The organism is Candidatus Methylomirabilota bacterium (assembly GCA_035764725.1).
In the GTDB taxonomy this organism is placed as follows: domain Bacteria; phylum Methylomirabilota; class Methylomirabilia; order Rokubacteriales; family CSP1-6; genus DASRWT01.
Window position 1 is genome coordinate 37,424 of record DASTYT010000006.1, and the last position, 19,566, is coordinate 56,989.

The following is a 19,566-nucleotide window of genomic DNA, read 5'->3' on the forward strand; positions in this document are numbered from 1 at the left end:
TGACTCGGTCGCTTGGCCCCGGTAGGGTTCGTCTCCATGGGACGCATCGTCTACGCCGCGGCCATGTCGCACGTGCTGGCCCCCGACTACTACGGCAAGAACGTGGGCCCCCGCGGTCGCGCGATGGTGGAAGAGCTCATCGAGGTGGTGCGGGTCATGGGGCGCGAGATGCTCGCCGCGCGTCCGGACGCCCTCGTGGTGGTGGCCGACGACCACCTGAACGTGTTCTCGTTCGACGCGGTCCCCGCCTTCTGTGTGCGCATCGGGCGCAGGGTGGAGCGCATGGTGCAAGAGGACGCCATCGAGTTCGATCGCGCCCTCGACGGACTGCCCGAGCGCTACCCCCTCCACGAAGACCTCGCCAATCGTGTCCTCGAGGAGGGGATGGAAGCGGGCATCGACTTCGCCGCCTCATGGTCGGCGCCGCTCGACCACGCGTTCCTGAGTCCGGTGAGCGTGCTCTGCGGCGAGGCGCCGGTGCCGCCGCTGGTACCGGTGTGGGTGAACTGCTTCGTGGCGCCGCAGCCCACCGCGCGCCGCTGCGTCGCGGTGGGCCGGCACATCGGCCGAGTGATCGCGGACGGGCCGTGGCGCGTGGCGATGATCGCCACCGGCGGGCTCAGCCACTTTCCCGCGCTCTCGGTGGCCCGCGTCGGCACCTCTGATCCCGCGTTCGATCGACGGGTGATTGCCGCGCTCGAGGCAGGGGACCACGAGGCGCTGCGCCAGCTCCCCATCAAGGAGCTTCACGAGACGGGCTCCCACGAGCTCTTGAACTGGCTCGTGCTGGTCGGCGCGGTGTCGCCCGCGCGGGCGCGGGTGCGCTTCTTCGGGGAGATGGGACGCATCGACCTCGCCGCGCTCCAGTGGGACGTCGCGTGAGCCGCTACGACGTGAACGTGGTGCTGTATCGCCTCAAGAAGGATGCGGCGTTCCGCGCGCGCTTCACGCGGGAGCCGGCGGCGGCGCTCGGCCGCGCCGATCTCACCGACGAGGAGCGGGACGCTTTCGTGCGCTGGGACGTCCGGCGCCTCAACGAGCTGGGCGGGTCACTCCACCTGCTGGTGTCGATCCCGCGCCTGGGCGGGCACTAAACGGAGTTGCGGTACCAGTAGGGGATGCTGGCGAAGATCGAGTCCCACGAGTTGGGCTCGATGCCCATGAGGTTGTTCGCGGCGGCGTGGAGCACGTTGCGCCACGTGATCGGGATGATGACGCCGCTCTGGATCACGAGGTCGTTCATTCGGATGAACATCGCCGCGCGCTTCACCGGATCCATCTCGTGCTCGGCCTTCCGCCACAGCGTGTCGTACTCCGCGTTCCGCCAGCGGCTGACGTTCCGGCCCGTCCACTTGTTCTCCTTGGTGGGGATGAGCCACGAGCAGAACTGCCCCATGAAGCCCTGGGGGTCGAGGCTCGCGAACGTCGCGTAGGTCTGCATGTCGGCGAGGAAGCGGGTGCGGTTGTCCGGATTCGCCATGTCGCTGGAGAAGAAGATCTGGGACGGGATGGCCTTGATCTCGACCTCCACCCCGGCCCGCGCCGCCGCTTGCTTCACCACCGCCTGCACCTTCTGGGTGAGGGCGTGCGCGGTGGCCTGGAACACCAGGCGCAGCCGCTTGCCGTCCTTCATCCGCACGCCGTCGGCGCCGCGCGCCCAGCCCGCTCGGTCGAGGATCATGTTGGCCTTGTCGACGCTGAACTCCCACGTGTTGTTGGAGGATCGGAAGCGGTCGGGGGTGTTCAGGATGTTCACCGCGATCTGGCCGGTGCGCCCGACCAGGTTGTCCTGGATGGCCTGGCGGTCCACAAGCAGGCCCACCGCGGTGCGCATCACGGGGTCGCTCAGGAAGGGATGCGGCGCCTTGAGGGCAGAGCGCTCGCCGTCGACCTCGGTCCACGGATCGGTCTGGTTGAGCTGGATGTGGCTGACCCCGCTCGACGGGATCGTCATCACCCGACCCTTGCCACCCAGCTCGATCCGCTTCAGCACCTCCTCTTCGAGGAGGATGTAGTAGGCGAAGTCGTACTCGCCGGTCTGCATCACCGCCCGCGCGGCCCCGGCGGCGTCGCCGCCGCACTTGATCTCGATGCGGTCGAAGAACGGCCGGTTCGGGACGTAGTAGTTGGGGTTGATCTCCGCGCGGATCACGTCGCCGGGCCGGAACTCGACCAGCTTGTAGGGCCCGGTGCCCACCGGGCGGATCATGCCGATGGCCTCCCGCGCGCCCGCGCCCTTGGTGGACTCGAAGACGTGCCGGGGCAGCAGCCCTTCGCCGGTGAAGAAGCCCTGCCAGAAGGGCTGGGGCTTGCCGAAGTTGACCTTCACCTGGTGCGAGTCGATCTTGTCGATCTTGGAGATCTCCAGATACCCCTCTCGGCTGACCGAGCCGGTCGCGGCGTCGCTGGCGAACTGCCAGTTGAAGATGACGTCGTCCGCGGTGAACGGGGCGCCGTCGTGCCAGGTCACCCCGCGCTTGAGCTTCCAGATCACCCAGCGGCCGTCCTTGGCCACCGTGCCCTTCTCGAGCGAGGGCAGCTCGGACGCGAGGACCGGCGTGAACGTCCCGTCCGGCGCCGGGGCGGCCAGCGGCTCGTAGAAGAGCCGGCTCGCGGTCACGTCGCGGAGCGCGCTGGTGAAGTGGGGGTGGAGCAGGGTCGGCGCGTCCCACATGAGGACGCGGAGCTCCCCCCCGCCGCCGCGCCGGGTCGGCACGAAGTCCTTGGCCTGGGCGTGGGCGGCTCGCTGCGCCAGTGCCGGGCTCGTGGCGAGCAGCTGAGCCGCCATGGGGGCGGTGAGTCCCATCCCCACGAGAGTGTGGACGAAAACCCGGCGGGAGAGGCGCCCCCGCTCGACGTCGCGGACCATCCGGCGAAGGCTCTTCTCGATGCTCATTCCCGAGGGCTCCTCATGAGGGTGGTCCGATCTGGATAGCGTGGCTGCGGGCCGGAGTCAAGAGGCGCCGAAATGTCCCGCTCCGCGGGCGTCCACTCCCAGGCGCGCAGATCGAAGCGCTCGCCCTCGACCACAAGCGCGCCCAGATGACAGGGAGCCGGGACCAGCTCGCAGAGGCTCCAGCGCTCCACCTCCGCGGGATCTTCCAGCGAGGAGACCAGCGCGCGCGTCGCCCCGGTGGCGAGCGGGACCTCGAAGTGCTGGAGCGAGAGCGACAGCCCGTCGCCGCGCGCCTTCACGTACGCTTCCTTCCGCGTCCAGCAGCGCACGAAGGTCGCGGCCCGCTCCTCGGGCGGCGCGGCGAGGAGCGTGTCCACCTCGGCGTGGGCGAAGAAGCGCCGCGCCACGTCCATGCCGCTGTGGCCGAGACGAATGCCCTCGACGTCCACGCCCACGCGTCGGCCCTGCGCCACCGCCACCACCGCGCACCAGTCGGCGTGGGTGAGGTTGAACTCGAGGCCCTCGGGCGCGGCGAGCAGCGCGGGCTTGCCGTGGGGCGCGCGCACGAAGCGCAGCGTCTCGGGCCGGGCGCCGGCATAGCCGGCGAGGATGCCGCGCAGCCCGGCCCGGCCCGCCAGGTAGCGCTCGCGGTCGCGCGTGAAGCGGAACCGGCCCGCCCGCTCGCGCTCCTCGGCGGACAGCCGCCGCTCCAGCGCCAGCCCGTCGGGGATCATCTCGTCGAGGTCGAAGCGCCACACGTGCACCTCGTCGAGCGCGAGAACCGGCGGCGCGTCGGGCCGTACCCAGTGGAGCGGCACGCTCATGTGCGCGACGCCTGCTCGAGGCAGGCGCGGAGTCGCTCCGCCGTCGCGCGCACGTGGTGGGTGATCGCGCTGAGATGACCCCCGGGCACGGTGTAGGTCGTCACCCGCGAGCAGATGGACGACCAGCCGAAATCAGGGCGTGGATCCTCCGCGTCCGCGGAGCGGAGGACGACGATGCGGCCGCGGTAGGGCCCGGGGATGTGACGGAGGACGGCGCGCTTGTAGTGCGCGGCGAGGGGGCTGGGCGTCCGCGGCGGCGGGTCGGGCGCGCCATCGAGGGACGCGGCGACGTCCGAGCGTCGGCCCCTGGTAACGATTTTCTTCCGCACGATCACGGCCAGGCCACGCAACCACCCGACCGGCCCGCGCCCACCGGCGGTATCCAGCCGCCCGCGATAGTAGCGGAGCCAGACCGCGACGTCTTGCGCTCGTATGCGCCAGCGGATCAGCCGGTCGTCGCGATTCGCTGCTGGCACACGCAGCACGGCATCGACGGCCCGCGCGAGCGCACCCAGCACACGCACGACCCGGGTGGGAGCGACGGCATCGAGCATGACGACGAGCGGCACTTCCGCGCCGCGCCCGCGCAGGAGGCGGGCGATCTCGAGCGCTACCAGCGCGCCGTTGCAGTGCCCGCCGAGCAGGTACGGCCCCCTCGGCCGAACCGCCAGGATGTCGGAGAGATGAGTTGCCGCCATCGCTTCGATGGTGTCGGGTATCGCCTTTCCCTGGAGGCTGTGGGGGTGCACCGCGTAGAACGGCTGCTCCAAGCCCGCCGCTTCCGCGAGCGCGCGAGTGAAGAATCCGCCTCCGTTGAAGACTCCGTGGCAGAAAAAGAGAGGAGGGTGCGCGCCGGCGGGATTCAGAGCGACCACCGGAGGCTCCGACGTCGCGACCTCGTCGTCGAGGGCCCGGGCAAGATGCTCGATGGTGGGGCCGGTGAAGAGCGTGGTGAGCGGCACCCGACGGCCCCACTCGCGCTCGACGGCCGCCATCATCCGCGCGGCGAGGAGGGAGTGGCCTCCGAGATCGAAGAAGCTGTCGCGCACCCCGATCCCGGTGACGCCCAGCAGCTCCTCCCAGAGGTCGACGAGCGTCCGCTCCGTGGCGTTGCTGGGCTTCACCCGATGCGCCGGCTCACGCGCTCCTTCCGGATCCGGGGCGGGGAGCGCGGCGCGATCCAGCTTGCCGTTCGGTGTCAGCGGGAGCGCGGGCAGCACGACGACGGCGCCGGGCACCATGAACGCGGGCAAGGTGAGGCGCAGCGCGCTACGGATCTCGGTCGGCCGCGGGCTCGCGCCGGGCGCGGGCGCGACGTAGGCGACCAGGCGGTGCGCGTCGGAGTCCTCGCCCTCCATCACCACGACGGCGTCGCCCACCTCGGGGAGTCGGAGGAGCGCTGCCTCGATCTCGTCCGGCTCGATACGATGGCCGCGCAGCTTGACCTGACGGTCGAGGCGACCCAAAAACTCGACCACGCCGTCGGCCCGGAATCGCGCCCGATCACCGGTACGATAGAGCCGCGCGCCCGGCGTGGCGTCGAACGGATGCGGCACGAAGCGCTCGGCGGTGAGCTCGGGTCGACCCAGATAGCCGTCGGCGAGCCCGGGGCCGCCGATGTAGATCTCTCCGACCACCCCCACCGGCACAGGCTCGCGCCGGTCGTCGAGGATGTAGAGCTCGGTATTCGCGATGGGCCGGCCGATCGGCACTGTCGAGGCGCCCTCGGCCACCTCGCGCACCTCGTGCCACGTGGCGAAGGTGGTGGTCTCGGTGGGCCCGTAGGCATTGATCAGCCGCGCGGGCGGCGCGGCCTGCAGCACCGCGCGCACCCACCGGGGCTCAGCTATCTCCCCGCCGAAAAGGACCTGCCGCAGCGGCCGGAAGGCATCTGGCGCTTCCCGCGCCACCTGGTTGAAGAGCGATGTGGTGAGGAAGAGCGTGGTCACGCCCTCGCGCGCGAGCGCGCCGGCGAGGGCCCGCGGGGCCAGCGCGGTGTCGGGCGGGATCAGGACGAGCCGGGCCCCGTTCAGCAGCGCGCCCCAGATCTCGAAGGTGGCGGCGTCGAACGCGGGGTTGGAGACGTGCGCCACCACGTCGTCGGGGCCGAGCCGGACGTAGTCGGTGTCGCGCACCAGGCGCGCGATCGCGCGATGCGGCACCGCCACGCCCTTGGGGGCGCCCGTGGAGCCCGAGGTGTACATCACGTAGGCGAGGTCCGCCCCTCCGAGCGGTAGCCCCTCCGCGGTCGGCGCCTCGAGCCCCTCGCCATCGGACGATTCCAGCCGCACCTCGGGGCGGGCGTCGCCGCGTCCCGCTCCCGCGGTCACCACGGCGACCGCGCCCGCGTCGTCGAGCAGCGCGGTGCGGCGCTCCGCGGGGTGGGAGGGATCGAGGGGCACATAGACGCCGCCCGCGGTCAGCACGCCGAGCAGCGCGACCGCCAGCTCGATGGAGCGGTCGCAGCACACGCCGACGCGCGCGCCGCGGCCCATCCCGAGGTCTCGCAGCCGGCGCGCCAGGCGGCGGGCGCGTCGTTCCAGCTCCACGTACGTGATTGTCCGCGCGCCATCCGTGACCGCCACCGCGTCGGGCGTCCGGGCGACGTGCTCGGCGAAGAGCGCCGGGAGCGACCGGTCGGCCGGGTACGGTGAGCGCGTGGCGTTCCACTCCACCAGGACACGGTGACGCTCGGCTTCACCGAGGAGCGGCAGCTGCGAGAGGGGGCGATCGGCGTCGCGGGCGATCTCCTGGAGCAGCCGCCCGAATTGGGCGACCAGGTCCTCCGCAGTGGCGCGGTCGAAGAGCGCGGAGCAGTACTCGAGGGTGCCCCGAAGCCCCTCGGGCGCCTCGACGAGGATCAGCGAGTAGTCGACCTTGGCCGTGCCCTGGTCGAGGTGGAACGGCGTGATCTCGAGGCCGGCGAGGGCGAGAGGAGTACGGGGCGCGTTCTGCAGCGCCAGGATGGCCTGGAAGACGGGATTGCGGCTCGCATCGCGCGCTGGGCGGAGCGTCTCCACCAGCCGCTCGAAGGGAACCTCGGCGTTGGCGAAGGCGCCCAGCGCGGTGTCTCGGGTGCGCCGGAGCAGCTCGCAGAAGGTCGGATCCCCCGCGAGCTCGCCGCGCAGCACCACGGTGTTGGCGAAGAAGCCGATCAGCCCCTCGAGCTCGGTGCGGGGGCGGCCGGCGATCGGCGACCCGATCAGGACCTCGTCCTGCCCGGCGTGACGCGCCAGGAGCACCTGGAAAGCCGCGAGGAGCGTCATGTAGAGGGTGGCGCCTTGCCGCCGCGCGAGCGCGCGGAGCCCCTCGGTGACGTCACGGCTCACCGTGATCGCGACGACGCCTCCCACGAAGCTCTGGACCGCCGGCCGCGGCCGGTCCATGGGCATCGTGAGCGCCGCCGGCGCGCCGGCGAGCCGCTCCGTCCAGTACGCGAGCTGCGCCTGGAGTTCCGCGCCGCCGAGGCGGTCGCGCTGCCACACCGCGTAGTCACCGTACTGCAGGGGAAGGGGCGGCAGCGTGGGCGCCCGGCCCGCGCGGAGCGCGGCATAGGCGGTCTCGAGCTCGCGGGCCAGCACGCCCATCGACCATCCGTCGGAGATCAGGTGGTGAAGCGTGACGACGAGGAGGTGCTCGTCGTCGCTCCGGCGGAAGAGCCGCGAGCGGATCAGCGGCCCGCGCGCGAGGTCGAAGACCTGGCTCCCCTCGCGGACGGCCGCGCGCTCGAGCGCCGCGTCGTCGCCGTCGGGCCACGGGTCCACGGGCAGCGCGAACGCCCCGACGGAGGTGATGCGCTGACGCGGCTCCCCGTCCTCGACGACGATGCCGGTGCGGAGCGCCTCGTGGCGATGGACGACCACCTCGAAGCTCCGGCGCAGCGCCTCCACGTCGAGGCGGCCGCGGAGCCGCGCCGCCAGCGGGATGTGGTACACCGCGCTGTCCGGCACGAGCTGGTGCAGGAACCACAGGCGCTGCTGGGGTGCGGAGAGCGGCACCGGCGCCGCGGGATCCCGGCGCGGCAGCGCGCTCCGCGTGCCCGGCGCGCCCGCGAGCAGCTTGGCCTCGAGACGCTGGCGCTCCTCGGGTGTCAGCGTCGACGCCCGGCGTGGCGCCCGCTCGGCCATCAGCCCGAAGCCCCGGCGGAGGGCCCCAGCCGCGCTGCGATGTGGGCCGCCACCGCGGCGACGGTAGGTGCCTCGAGGAACTGGTTCAGCGGCACGGTGACGCCCAGCGCATCGGCCATGTGCGCCGCCGCGACCGCCGCCTGCAACGAGTCGCCGCCCAGCGCCACGAAATCGTCGGCCACGCCGACCGGGCGACCGAGCACGCCGCTCCAGACCTTGGCCACCTGGGCTTCGATGGCGGTGAGCGCGGGTGCGGCGGACCCGGACCCCGTCGGCGTCTCCGGGCGGCTGAGGGCGGCGGCCAGCTCCCGGCGCTCGGGCTTGCCGGTGGCGCCGAGGGGAATCGAATCCACGAAGGCGAGCTGACGGGGCACCTTGAACGCCGCAAGGCGATCACTCACGAAGCGCCGGATGTCCGCCTCGGTCGCGCACGAGCCCGGTCGCAAGACGAGCGCAGCGGCCACGTCCTCGCCGAGGGTCGGGTGCGGGACGGAGAAGGTGACGGCGCGCGCCACCGCGGGGTGCGCGACGAGCACGTCGTCCACCTCGCGCGGCGAGATCTTCTCGCCGCCGCGGTTGATCATCTCCTTGATGCGGCCGGTCACGTAGAGATAGCCGTCGGCATCGAAGCGGCCGAGATCGCCGGTCCGATACCAGCCGTCCCGGAAGGCGGCCGCATTGGCGGCGGAATCGTTCTCGTATCCCGTCATCACCGTCTTGCCGCGCACCTGGATCTCGCCGACCTCGCCCGTTCGCGTCGCGCCGCCGTCCTCGTCGACGATGGCGACCTCCCCGGTGACGGGGCGCCCCACCGAGCCGGCCCGCCGCTCGCCCGGCGGGAGGGGATTCGAGGTGACGAGCATGCAGGACTCGGACTGCCCGTAGCCCTCGATCACGGGCACGCCGAGCCGACGCTCGAGCTCGGCCATGAGGGCCGGAGGGAGCGGCGCCGCCGAGGAGCGGATGAAGCGCAGCGCGTGCCCCGCCACCACGTGCGGGTGCTGCGGGGCTTCGGCCACGATGGCCTGATGAATCGTCGGCACCGCCGAGTACCAGGTGGGCCGCGTCGCCTCCATCCAGTCGAAGACGGCGGTGGGATCGAACGCGGGGGTGCAGATCACGCTCGCGCCGGCGGCCAGCGAGGTCAGCACGACCATCAGGCCCTGGACATGGAACAGTGGCATCACGCCGAGGGCGCGATCGTTCGGGCGCAGCGCATAGGTCTGCACGAAGCCCTGGATCGCGGCGGCCATGTTGGCGTGAGTGAGCGGGACCACCTTGGGCCGCGCGGTGGTGCCCGACGTGTGGATGGCGAGCGCGACGTCGTCCGGGCGCGGACTGTTGACGGGACTTGGCGTCGCGGGGAGGTGAGGTCCCAGCGCGAAGCGACCGGCCCCCCCGGGTCGCGGCTCGACCTCCAGCAGCGGCAGGCCGAGGCGCGCGGCCACGACACGGGCGGCGGGGGCGGCCCCGGCGGGCACCATGACCGCGCCCACCCGGGCCGTGGTGAGATACCGCTCGAGCTCCGGCTCGCGATACGCGGGATTCAGCGGTACCGCGGTGGCTCCGAGCGCCACCGCGACGAAGGCGACGGCCAGCTGCGGGCCCTGCGGCATGATCAGGGCGATCCGGTCGCCTCGTCCGAGCCCCCACGTCGCGAGCACCGCGAGGACCTCGTCCACCTGGGTGAGGAGATCGCGGTAGCAGAGCGGCGCCGCGCCGGGCGCGGTGATGGCCGGCGCATCGGGCGCGCGAAGCGCCTGCGCCTCGATCAGGGTGCGCAGAGTCGGCGCGGCCACGGGCATCGCATCCGCGGTGGGTGTGCCCTCGGCGGCCGGATCGTCCTTCAGCTGTCCCTCGAGGATCGCCTCGGCCAGATTGGACAGGATCGGGGCCTCGAAGATCCGGCGCAGCGGGACGTCGACGCCGAGCCGCTCGCGCAGCCGCGAGGCGAGGCGGGCGGCGAGCAGTGAATGGCCGCCGATCGCGAAGAAGTCGTCGTGGCGTCCGATCTCGGTCACGCCCAGCAGCTCGGTCCACATCTGCGCCAGCGCCTGCTCGAGCGGCGTGGCGGGCGCCTCGCGCATCGCCGTCCGCAGGAGATCGTGCTCGCCCGGGTCGGGCAGGGCCCCGCGGTCGACCTTACCGTGAGGGGTGAGCGGCAGCGCGTCCAGCGTGACGACAGCTCGGGGAATCATCGGCACCGGCAGCTGCTCGGCGAGGAAGTGGCGCAGGGTCTCGCGATCGAGCCGGGCCTCGGGCCGGAGCACGACCCAGGCGGCGAGATAGCCGTCGCCGGCGTCCTCGCGGACGGTGACGACGGCCTCGCGCACCGCGGGATGCCCCGCGAGCACCGCCTCCACTTCGCCGAGCTCAACCCGCATGCCACGGAGCTTGACCTGATGATCGAGACGGCCGAGGTACTCGAGGACGCCGTCGGCGCGCCACCGGGCGCGATCGCCCGTCCGGTAGAGCCGCGCCCCCGACTCGGGGCTGCGGGGGTCCGGCACGAAGCGCTCCGCCGTCAGCTCCGGGCGGTTGAGATAGCCGCGCGCGAGCCCCACGCCGCCGAGATGAAGCTCGCCGGCCACGCCCGGAGGCACCGGCTGTCCCGACGCGTCGAGCACCCACGCGCGCATGCCCGCGATGGGCCGGCCGATGGGAACGCTGGTCTCGCCGCCCCCGCAGCGCCACCACGTTGCGTCGATCGTCGCCTCGGTCGGGCCGTAGAGATTGATCAGCTCCACCGGCAGGCGCGCGAGACACCGCTCGGCCAGCTCGCCGGTCAGGGCCTCGCCGCCGCAGCACACCCGGCGCAGCACGCGCGCCCCATCGAGCCCGGGCTCGTCCAAGAGCGCGCGCAGCAGCGACGGTACGAGCTGCAGCACGGTGATCTCCTGCTCGGCGAGGACGCGTGCGAGCTCGCCGGGGTCGCGATGAGCTCCCGCGGGGCCGATGACCAGGCGCGCGCCCGCCAGCAGCGGCGCCCAGAACTCCCAGACCGATGCGTCGAAGCCGATCGGGGTGCGCTGGAGGACGGCATCGGCCTCGGTGAGGGGGAGCGTGTCTGCCATCCAGCGCATGTGGTTCACGATGGCGCGATGGGGGATCATCACGCCCTTGGGACGGCCGGTGGAGCCGGACGTATAGAGGATGTAGGCGAGCGCCTCGGGCTCGGCGTCGGGCTCGAGCGCCTCGGCCGCTGTCCGCGCAATCTCCTCGGCATCGGTGGAGGGGCAGACCACGCGGACGCCGGACTCGGCGAGCCGCGGGCCCAGCGCGGCGTCGGTGATCACCACCGGCGCGGTCGCGTCCGCGAGCATGAAGCGCAGGCGCTCCGTGGGGAGAGCCGGATCGAGGGGCAGGTATGCCCCGCCGGCCTTGAGCACGGCATAGAGCGCGACGGGGAGATCGAGCGACGGGCCCATGCAGACGCCCACGGGCACGTCGGGCCCCACGCCGAGCACGCGGAGATAGCGCCCGAGCGCGCCCGCCCGAGCCTCGAGCTGCCCGTAGGTGAGGGTGTCGCGCCCCGCGACCACCGCCACCGCGTCAGGGGAGGTCGCCGCGCGCGCTGCGACGAGGCGGTGCAAGCACGCCTTCGGGGCCTCCGCCGGCGCGGTCTCCGCGGAGGCGCCGCTCCAGGACTCGAGGCGCGCCGTCTCCTCGGCGGTCAGCAAGGGGAGCTCCGAGAGGCGCCGGTCGGGATCGGTCACCGCGCCCTCGAGGAGCCGCGTGAAGTGGGCGAGCAGCCGCTCGATGGTCGCGCCGTCGAAGAGGTCGGTGCTGTAGTCCGCAATGAGCTGGAGCCCCGTCGCGCTTTCCACCGCCGTCAGGGAGAGGTCGAACTTCGCCGTCCCGTTTCGCGCCCGCAGCGGCGTGGCGGTGAGCCCGGAGAGGCGAGGCATTCCGGAGAGTGCGGCCTCCTGCAGCACCAGCATGACCTGCACGATGGGCGAGCGGTCGCGGCGGCGCTCGGGCGCCAGCGCAGCGACCAGGCGCTCGAAGGGCAGCTCCTGATGCCCCAGGGCCTCGCGGGACACGCGCGACGCTTGACGCAAGAGCTCCCGGAATGTCGGATCGCCGTCGAGCGCCATCCGTAGGGGCAGCGTGTTGACGAAGTAGCCGATCAGCGGCTCGACTTCGCGCAGGATCCGGCAGGCGCTGGCCGTTCCCACGACGAGATCGGTCTCGCCGGTGTAGCGGTGCAGGAGCGCCTGGAAGGCGGCGAGCAGCACCGCGAAGGGGGTCACGCGCTCGGCCCGTGCGAGCGCCCTCACCACGCTCACGTGCTCGGACGGCAGGAGTCGCGTGCACTGATTTCCGCCGTCGCCCAGCTCGGCGGGGCGCGGGTGGTCGGTGGGCAGCGCGAGGGCAGGCGGCGCTCCCGCCAGCTGTTGGCGCCAGTAGCTGATCTCGTCGGCGAGCCGTTGCCCGGCCAGCCGGGCGCGCTGCCACGCGGCGTGATCCGCGTACTGCACGGGCAGCGGCGGCAGCGTGGCGATGTCGCCCGTGACCGCCGCCGAGTAGTGCGCCTCGAGCTCACGCATGAGCACGCCCACGGACCAACCGTCAGAGGCGATGTGGTGGAGGACGAGGAGCAAGGCGTGCTCGCGTTCACCCAGCCGCGCGACGAGGGCCCGCAGCATGAGGTCGCACGTGAGGTCGAACGAACGGCGGGCCTCCGCGGTGAGCTGGGCTTCGAGAGCCGCCTCGCGGGCGTCTTCGGGCAGGCCCGTGAGATCCACGTACGTCACCTCGACGGGTCTGGGTGGCCCGACCATCTGCACGGGCTCTCCGTCGGTCTCGTGGAAGGTCGTGCGCAGAGCCTCGTGGCGCGCCACGATCGCGGTGAGCGCGCTCTCGAGCGCGGTGAGGTCGAAGTCGCCGGCGAGGCGGAACGCCTTGCCCATGTTGTAAGCGGGCGAGCCGGGGCGCAGGCGGTCCACGAGCCAGAGCTGCTGCTGCGCGAAGGAGAGCGGGGAGGGCGGGCGACTGGCGAGACTCATGCCGTCACCTCCGCCGCGACGGCGTGGGCGAGCGCGGCTCGATCCGGCTTGCCGGCGGGCCCGCGGGGGATCTCGCTCACGAGCAGGATGTGCCGCGGCACCTTGAACGCCGACACGCGCTCGGCGGCGAACCGGCGCAGGTCGGTGGGCATCAGCGCGGCGCCGTCCACCAGCACCACCGCGGCCGCGACGTCCTCGCCGAGCGTGCGGTGCGGGACGCCGAAGGTCACCGCTTCGCGCACTGCCGGATGGGCAAGCAGGATCTCCTCGACCTCGCGCGGCGCGACCTTCTCGCCGCCGCGGTTGATGATCTCCTTGAGCCGGCCCGTGATGAAGAGAAAGCCGTCCGCGTCGAGGTGGCCGAGGTCGCCGGTGCGATACCAGCCGTCGTGAAAGCTCGCCGTGGTGGTCCCGGGATCGTCCTCGTAGCCAGCCATGACGTTGACCCCACGCACGAGGATCTCGCCGCGGCTCCCCGGGGCAAGCGGGCGGCCGTCGGGATCGATGATCGCGATCTCGGGGCCCGCGCTCACCCCCGCGGATCCCGTCTTGCCGGCGCCCCGTGCCAGCGGCGTCACCGCCACGAGGGTGGCCGTCTCGGTCTGGCCGTAGCTCTCGATGACGGGCGCGGCGAAGAGCCGCTCCATCTCCTCGCGCAGCCGCGGAGGCAGCGCGGACGAGGCGGAGCGGACGAAGCGGAGGCCGACGCGCGCGGCAATCGGGGCGGCGCTCCCCCGCTCCAGGGCGGCCTGGCCGAGTATGCCTTGATGGACGGTCGGCGTGCCATTCACCCAGGTCGGGCGGGTCTCGTCGAGCCATGCGAAGACGTGGGCTGCCTCGAAGCGCGGCGGGCACACCACGGCGGATCCGGCCCCGAGTGAGGCGATGAGCATCATGAGGCCGTTGACGTGGAAGAGTGGCATGAGGTCGAGGCAGCGGTCGCCGGGCCGAAGCGCCAGCGCCTGCCGGTGCCCCCGTGCGGAGGCGAGGATCTGGCGGTGGCTCAAGGGCACCCGCTTCGGCCGCGCGGTGGTGCCGGACGTCAGGAGCACCAGGGCGATGTCGTCGTGGCCCCGTGCGGCCGGAGCGGCCCCCGTGGCGGGCAGGGGCAGGTCCAGCGCGATGGCGCCCGCAGGCCCCGCCGACGCGCTCTGGATCGCGATCGCGGGCAGCCCTCGCCGGCGCGCCACCCCGAGGGCGGGAGCACCGGCGGGGGCGAGGAGGGCGTCGAGCGGCGTGGTCGCGAGGATCGCCTCGATTTCGGGCGGGGGCGCCGCGGGATTCAACGGCACGCACACCGCCGCCGCTGCCACCGCGAGGATCGCGACCGCCGCCTCCGGTCCCTGCGGCGCCACGATCGCGATGCGCGCGCGGCCACCCAGCCCCGCTCCAGCGAGTCGCTGCGCCGTATCGTCGACGTGGGCCAGCAGGTCCCGATACGAGAGAGGCGTCCGCCCCGGCGCGACGATCGCCGCCGCGGTCGGCGCGTGGCGCGCGTGTGCCTCGAGGAGGTCGCGGAGCGTCGAGGCCTCGTCCGCGGATGGTGCGTCCGCCTCGTCGTCGCGGTCCCCGCGCTCGCCTGCCCCGCCGAGCCCCTCGGGGCTGGCCTCGATCTCGAGCAGGGCGAGGGCCAGGTCGGCGATGGTCGAGTTGTCGAAGATCTGGCGGAGCGGGATCTCGACACCGAGACGGTCGCGCAGGCGCGCCACCAGCCGGGCGGCGAGGAGCGAATGGCCGCCGAGATCGAAGAAGTCGTCGAGGATGCCGATCCGGGCGGCTCCCAGCACGTCCGACCAGATCTCGACCAGCATGGCCTCGAGGGGCGTGCGGGCCGCCACATGGGCGGGTGCGCCGACGGCATCATCGGGCCCCGGCGCGGGAAGCGCGTCGCGGTCCAGCTTGCGATTGGCGGTGAGGGGCAGCGCGGACATGGGCACGAACGCCGCGGGCACCAGATGAGCGGGGAGGAGCTGACGCGCGAATTGCCGGAGGGCCGCGCGGTCGACCGCCGCGGCGCCGTGCGCCACCACGTAGGCGGCGAGGCGCTGATCGCCGGGGTGGGGCTCCCACGGCAACACCGCGACCTCGCGGACGGCGGGGTGCTGACGCAGCACGCTTTCCGCCTCGCCGGGCTCGGTGCGGATGCCGCGGATCTTGATCTGTCGATCGATGCGCCCCAGGAAGTCGAGCGTGCCGTCGGCACGGGCCCGCGCGAGGTCGCCGGTCTTGTAGAGCCGGCCGCCGGCCGCGTGAGGATCGGCCACGAAGCGCGCCGCGCTGAGGGCGGGATCGCCCATGTAGCCCGATGCCACGCCGACGCCGCCGATGTAGAGCTCGCCGGGCACGCCGGCCGGCACGGGGCCGAGCGCCGCATCGAGGATGAGCGCCGACACGCCGGCGATGGGCCGTCCGATCGGCACCGCGCCCTCGGCCTCGGGGGCCGTGTCGACACGATGGAACGTGCAGGTCATCGTACACTCGGTAGGCCCGTACTGGTTGACGAAGGCCGCATGCGGGCAGAGATGCCGTATCGCGCGGCGCACGTCGTCGTACAGGAGCGGCTCGCCCGTGGTCAGCACGAGCCGCAAGGTGGACGCGGCGAGCCCGCGATCCTCGGCGGCGCCGGTGAGGGGCCGCAGCACCGACGGGACAAGCGCGAGCAGCGCGGTCGCCTCGTGGGCTCGCAGCCGCTCGAGGATGGCCTCCGGGTCCGCGGCCTCGCCGTCCCGCAATAGCACGACGCGCGCGCCCACGGCGAGGGGGGCGAAGAACTCGCGCACCGAGGCGTCGAAGGACGCGCGCGCGAGCTGGAGGACCACGTCGGTGGATCGCAGCCCGAACGTCTCCGTGAGGAACTCGAGATAGCTCAGCACGGCCCGGTGGACGATCGGTACGCCCTTCGGGACGCCGCTCGAGCCCGACGTGAACGCGACATAGGCCAGGTCATCGAGCCCCGGACGCGGGAGTGACGCGCCGTCGTCGCCGGTCCCCGGCATCGCGTCCCGGTCGAGGCAGAGCGTGGGATGTCCCTGGCTCGTGCAGCGGGACTCCAGATCGGATCGGGTCAGGACACAGCACGCATCGACGGTCTGGAGGATGTGACCGAGGCGGGTCGCCGGCTCGTCGGGGTCCAGGGCCACGTAGGGCGCGCCCGCACGCATCACGCCGAGGAGCGCCGCCACCAGGTCGGGAGAGCGCCCGAGACACACGCCCACCGGCCGGCCGGGTCCGGCGCCGCGGGCGCGGAGGAGCCGCGCGAGATGCTGGGCGCGCGCGACGAGCGCCGCGTAGGTGAGGGATGCCTCGCCCTGTACCACCGCGATCGCCTCGGGGGTACGCATGCCCTGGGCTTCGACGAGGGCGGGCACGCTGGGCGCCCGCGGAGCCGGCGCGTGGGGACCGCGACCGCGGGCGACGAGCGTCGCGCGCTCGGGCGCGGGCACCAGCGAGATCTCGTCGAGCCGGCGGTCAGGGTCGGCGGCGGCATGCTCGAGCACTGACGCGAACTGGGCGAGCAAGGCGGTCATGGTCTCGGGCTCGAAGAGGTCCGTGTCGTACGTGAGCGAGCCGCTGATTCCCGCCGCTGACTCGTCGAGGCCCAGGTTGAGGTCGAACTTCGCCCCCCCGCCGAAGAGTCCCATCGGCGTGAGGGAGAGCCGATCGAGCCGGAGCGGCGAGGCGGGCTGATTGTGCAGATTGATGAAGGCGGTCACGATGGGCGCGGTGGGCCCGCCGCGGTTCGGCCGCAGCGCCTCGACGAGCTTCTCGAACGGCAGCTCCTGATGGGCGTAGGCGTCGAACGCAGTGGCCCGCACTCGCGCGAGGAGCTCCCGGAAGGTCGGCCGGTTCGCGCAATCCACCCTGAGCACGAGGGTGTCGAGGAACAGACCGATGAGGCCTTCGGTCTCCGGTCTCGAACGGCTGGCCATCGGGGCGCCGATGAGAAGATCGGTCTGGGCCGTGCGCCGGTGCAGGAGCAGCGAAAAGCCGGCGAGGAGGGTCATGAACAGCGTGGCGCCCTCGCGCCGGGCCAGCGCACGCAGCGCCGCCGCCACACCCGGGGACAGCGCGAACGGCAGTCGCCTGCCGCGGCCGCGCGGCCGCGCGGGCCGCGGATGGTCCGTGGCGAGGGCAAGCGAGGGCGGTGCGCCGGCCAGGCGCGCGCGCCAGTGGGTGAGAAGCGGCTCGAGGGCGCCCCCCTCCATCCGCTCCCGCTGCCACGCCGAATAGTCGGCGTACTGGATGGCGAGCGGTGGCGCCGTGGGGCGGCGCCCGGCCAGGGCGGCGCGATAGCCCGCGGAGAGCTCTCGCGCGAACACATCCATCGACCACCCATCGCTCATGATGTGGTGCATCGTGGCGAGGAGGACGTGTTGCTCGGCACCGAAGCGCAGGAGGCGGCAGCGCCAGAGGGGCCCGTGCTCGAGGTCGAAGTGGCGGTGGGCCTCCTCGGCGGTGAGCCGGTCCGCCTCGAGCTCGCGCGCGGCGGCATCGAGCGGCTCGAGATCCGTGGCCTCGAACGGGACGCTCAGACGGGGCGCCACGCTCTGCCACGCGCGTCCGTCACGGCCGACCAGCGACGTGCGCAGGATCTCGTGCCGCTCGGTGAGCCACTCGAGCGCGTGGGCCAGCGCGCCCGCGTCGAGGGGGCCGGTGATGCGCCAGCCGGTCGCAATGTTGTAGTCGGAGCGCCCGGGATCCAGCTGATCGAGGAACCAGAGCCGCTCCTGGGCGAACGAGGCCGGGAAGAGATCGCCCGTCCCGGAGCGAGGCAAGCGGGGGATGGGGGCGACGGCGGGCCGCAGCGTCACGTCGCGCGGCGCGCTCTCGATCGCGTGGGCGAGCCCGGCGACGGTGGGGCGCTCGATGAAAGCGGGCAGCGAGATATCGACGTCCCACGCCGTGCGGACGCGGGCAAGCACGAGGGCAGCGAGCAGCGAGTTGCCTCCGAGATCGAAGAAGTCGTCCTCGACCCCCACGTCGTCGACGCCGAGCACGGCGGCCCACACCCGGGCGATCTCGTTTTCCCGGGGCGTCCGGGGGGCCAGCCGCGTCGTCGGGCCGGACTCGGCGCGGCCCGCGAGAGGTAGAGGCAGGGCGCGGCGGTCGATCTTGCCATTGCCGTCCACGGGTAGGCGATCGAGGACGATCAAGGCGGAGGGCACCATCACGTCGGGGAGCCGTGGCGCGAGGGCGCGTCGGAGCTCGCTCGCGTTGAGGGTCCGGGTAAGCTGCGGGACCAGGTAGGCGACGAGCCGCGCCGCGCCCGGCTCGTCCTCGCGTACGAGCACGACCGCCTCGGCTACCCCGGAAAGGGCGAGCAGCGCGGCCTCCACCTCCGCGACCTCGACCCGTTGCCCGCGCACCTTGCTATGCCCGTCGCGCCGACCGAGCATCTCGAGCATCCCGTCCGCGCGGAGACGGCCGAGATCGCCGGTCCGATACAGGCGCGTGTCCGGCCGGCCGGGCTCCGCGACGAAGCGTGCCGCGGTGAGCGCGGGTTGCTTCCAGTAGCCCATGGCGAGGTACGCGCTGCGCACTGCGATCTCGCCCGTCTCGCCGGCCGCGACCGGGCGGCCGCCCTCGTCGAGCAGCACGACCTCCATGTCCTCCACCGGAGCGCCGATCGGCACCACGCCCTCGGGAACGGGCTCGCGCGCGGCAAAGAAGAACTGGCGCACGAGGCCGCACTCCGTCGCCCCGAGCCCGTTGACGAGCACGCAGTCAGGCCCGAAGCGCTCACGGAACAAGGCGAGGTCGCTCGGGGTCGCGCGATCGCCCTCGAGTCGGACCACGCGGAGGGCAGGCAGAGGGCGCCCGGAGCCGGCCGCCAGGCGGAAGAGCGCGGGCACCGAGTGATAGATGGTGATGGCCTCGGCGGCGAGCCATTCGGCGATGCGCTGCCCGCCGTCGCGCGCCACGTCGAAGGGGAAGACGGCGGCGCCGTTCAGCAGGGCGCCGAACAAGCTCGAGACCGCCCCGCTGAAGGTCGGCCCCTGCAGCAGCGTGAGGCGATCGTCCGCGCAGAGGTGCAGCGTGTTCGTGTAGCGCATGATGTTGTGCAGCACGTTGCGATGCGTGTCGACCACGCCCTTGGGCCGGCCGGTCGAGCCGGAGGTGTAGAAAATGTACGCGCCCGCGTCCGGCGCGACGTCCACCGTCGGAGGCGTGTCGGCGCCGAGCGCGCCGCGGGCGTCGAGCGCCAGCACCTCCGCCCGGGGCGCCGCCCGGCGCGCGAGGTCCGCGTGCGCGGCCAGCGTCAGCACGAGCCGCGCCTCCGCATCACCGATGGCGTCGGCGAGCCGCGCCTCGGGGTGCGTGGGATCCAGCGGCACGTAGATCGCGCCTGCCTTGAGCGCGCCGAGCACCGCGGTGACCTGACCCACGCTCTGCGGCAGGAGCAAGACCACCGGCTCGTTGCCCCCGCCGAGCCGGTCGAGCACGGCGTGCGCGACGCGGTTGGCGGCCTGATCGAGGGCCTCATAGGTCAGTCGCTCCGCGCCCATCGTCAGGGCGAGGCGGCCGGGGTGGCGGGCGACCTGCTCGGCGAATCGCGCCGTGAGCGAGCCCTCGAGAGCCGCCCGCGGGAACGGAACGAACGGGTTGGTCGGTCTCCCGTCGGGGCCGGGGCAGGATCGTGGCGATGCCGTCATAGGTCAACCGTGGTGGCGACTATCTAATGAAATCGGCATGCCAAGGTCAACCCGCAG

The 19,566-nt window shown here is 72.9% G+C and carries 7 protein-coding genes; 2 read left to right on the plus strand and 5 right to left on the minus strand.

Going from position 1 to position 19,566, the window contains the following annotated elements; genetic code table 11:
• Positions 1-36: 36 nt before the first annotated feature.
• Both VFX14_00550 and VFX14_00555 read left to right on the plus strand, forming a co-directional pair.
• A complete protein-coding gene (locus VFX14_00550; GenBank protein HEU5188155.1) occupies positions 37-882 on the plus strand; it encodes a hypothetical protein in 846 nt (281 codons plus the stop codon).
• The gene (locus tag VFX14_00555) at positions 879-1,094 is read left to right on the plus strand and encodes an Os1348 family NHLP clan protein (protein ID HEU5188156.1); all 216 of its coding nucleotides are present in this window, start codon (positions 879-881) and stop codon (positions 1,092-1,094) included. The genes VFX14_00550 and VFX14_00555 overlap by 4 nt, the downstream gene beginning before the upstream one ends.
• Here the strand turns inward: VFX14_00555 and VFX14_00560 are convergent.
• The 5 genes from VFX14_00560 to VFX14_00580 are packed head-to-tail and all read right to left on the minus strand — an operon-like array spanning position 1,091 to position 19,509.
• Complete coding sequence (locus VFX14_00560; GenBank protein HEU5188157.1) at positions 1,091-2,896, minus strand: peptide ABC transporter substrate-binding protein; 1,806 nt, start codon at positions 2,894-2,896, stop codon at positions 1,091-1,093. The two genes, VFX14_00555 and VFX14_00560, sit on opposite strands and share 4 nt — an antisense overlap.
• Positions 2,893-3,720 (minus strand): 4'-phosphopantetheinyl transferase superfamily protein, encoded by an 828-nt coding sequence (locus tag VFX14_00565; GenBank protein ID HEU5188158.1) that lies wholly within the window; start codon positions 3,718-3,720, stop codon positions 2,893-2,895. Before VFX14_00565 ends, VFX14_00560 begins: the two co-directional genes overlap by 4 nt.
• Positions 3,717-7,847, minus strand: a complete 4,131-nt coding sequence (locus VFX14_00570; protein ID HEU5188159.1) for an amino acid adenylation domain-containing protein — start codon at positions 7,845-7,847, stop codon at positions 3,717-3,719. Before VFX14_00570 ends, VFX14_00565 begins: the two co-directional genes overlap by 4 nt.
• On the minus strand, positions 7,847-12,856 hold the full coding sequence (locus tag VFX14_00575) for an amino acid adenylation domain-containing protein (GenBank protein HEU5188160.1): 5,010 nt from the start codon (positions 12,854-12,856) through the stop codon (positions 7,847-7,849). Before VFX14_00575 ends, VFX14_00570 begins: the two co-directional genes overlap by 1 nt.
• Positions 12,853-19,509, minus strand: coding sequence for an amino acid adenylation domain-containing protein (locus tag VFX14_00580; protein HEU5188161.1), 6,657 nt, complete (start codon positions 19,507-19,509; stop codon positions 12,853-12,855). The genes VFX14_00575 and VFX14_00580 overlap by 4 nt, the downstream gene beginning before the upstream one ends.
• Between the last annotated feature and the right edge of the window lie 57 nt (positions 19,510-19,566).

Excerpts from the sequence above, each read along its gene's own strand:
- VFX14_00570 (HEU5188159.1), bottom strand. The coding sequence starts at position 7,847 with ATGGCCGAGCGGGCGCCACGCCGGGCGTCGACGCTGACACCCGAGGAG.
- VFX14_00575 (HEU5188160.1), bottom strand. The coding sequence starts at position 12,856 with ATGAGTCTCGCCAGTCGCCCGCCCTCCCCGCTCTCCTTCGCGCAGCAG.
- VFX14_00565 (HEU5188158.1), bottom strand. The coding sequence starts at position 3,720 with ATGAGCGTGCCGCTCCACTGGGTACGGCCCGACGCGCCGCCGGTTCTC.
- VFX14_00560 (HEU5188157.1), bottom strand. The coding sequence starts at position 2,896 with ATGAGCATCGAGAAGAGCCTTCGCCGGATGGTCCGCGACGTCGAGCGG.
- VFX14_00550 (HEU5188155.1), top strand. The coding sequence starts at position 37 with ATGGGACGCATCGTCTACGCCGCGGCCATGTCGCACGTGCTGGCCCCC.
- VFX14_00580 (HEU5188161.1), bottom strand. The coding sequence starts at position 19,509 with ATGACGGCATCGCCACGATCCTGCCCCGGCCCCGACGGGAGACCGACC.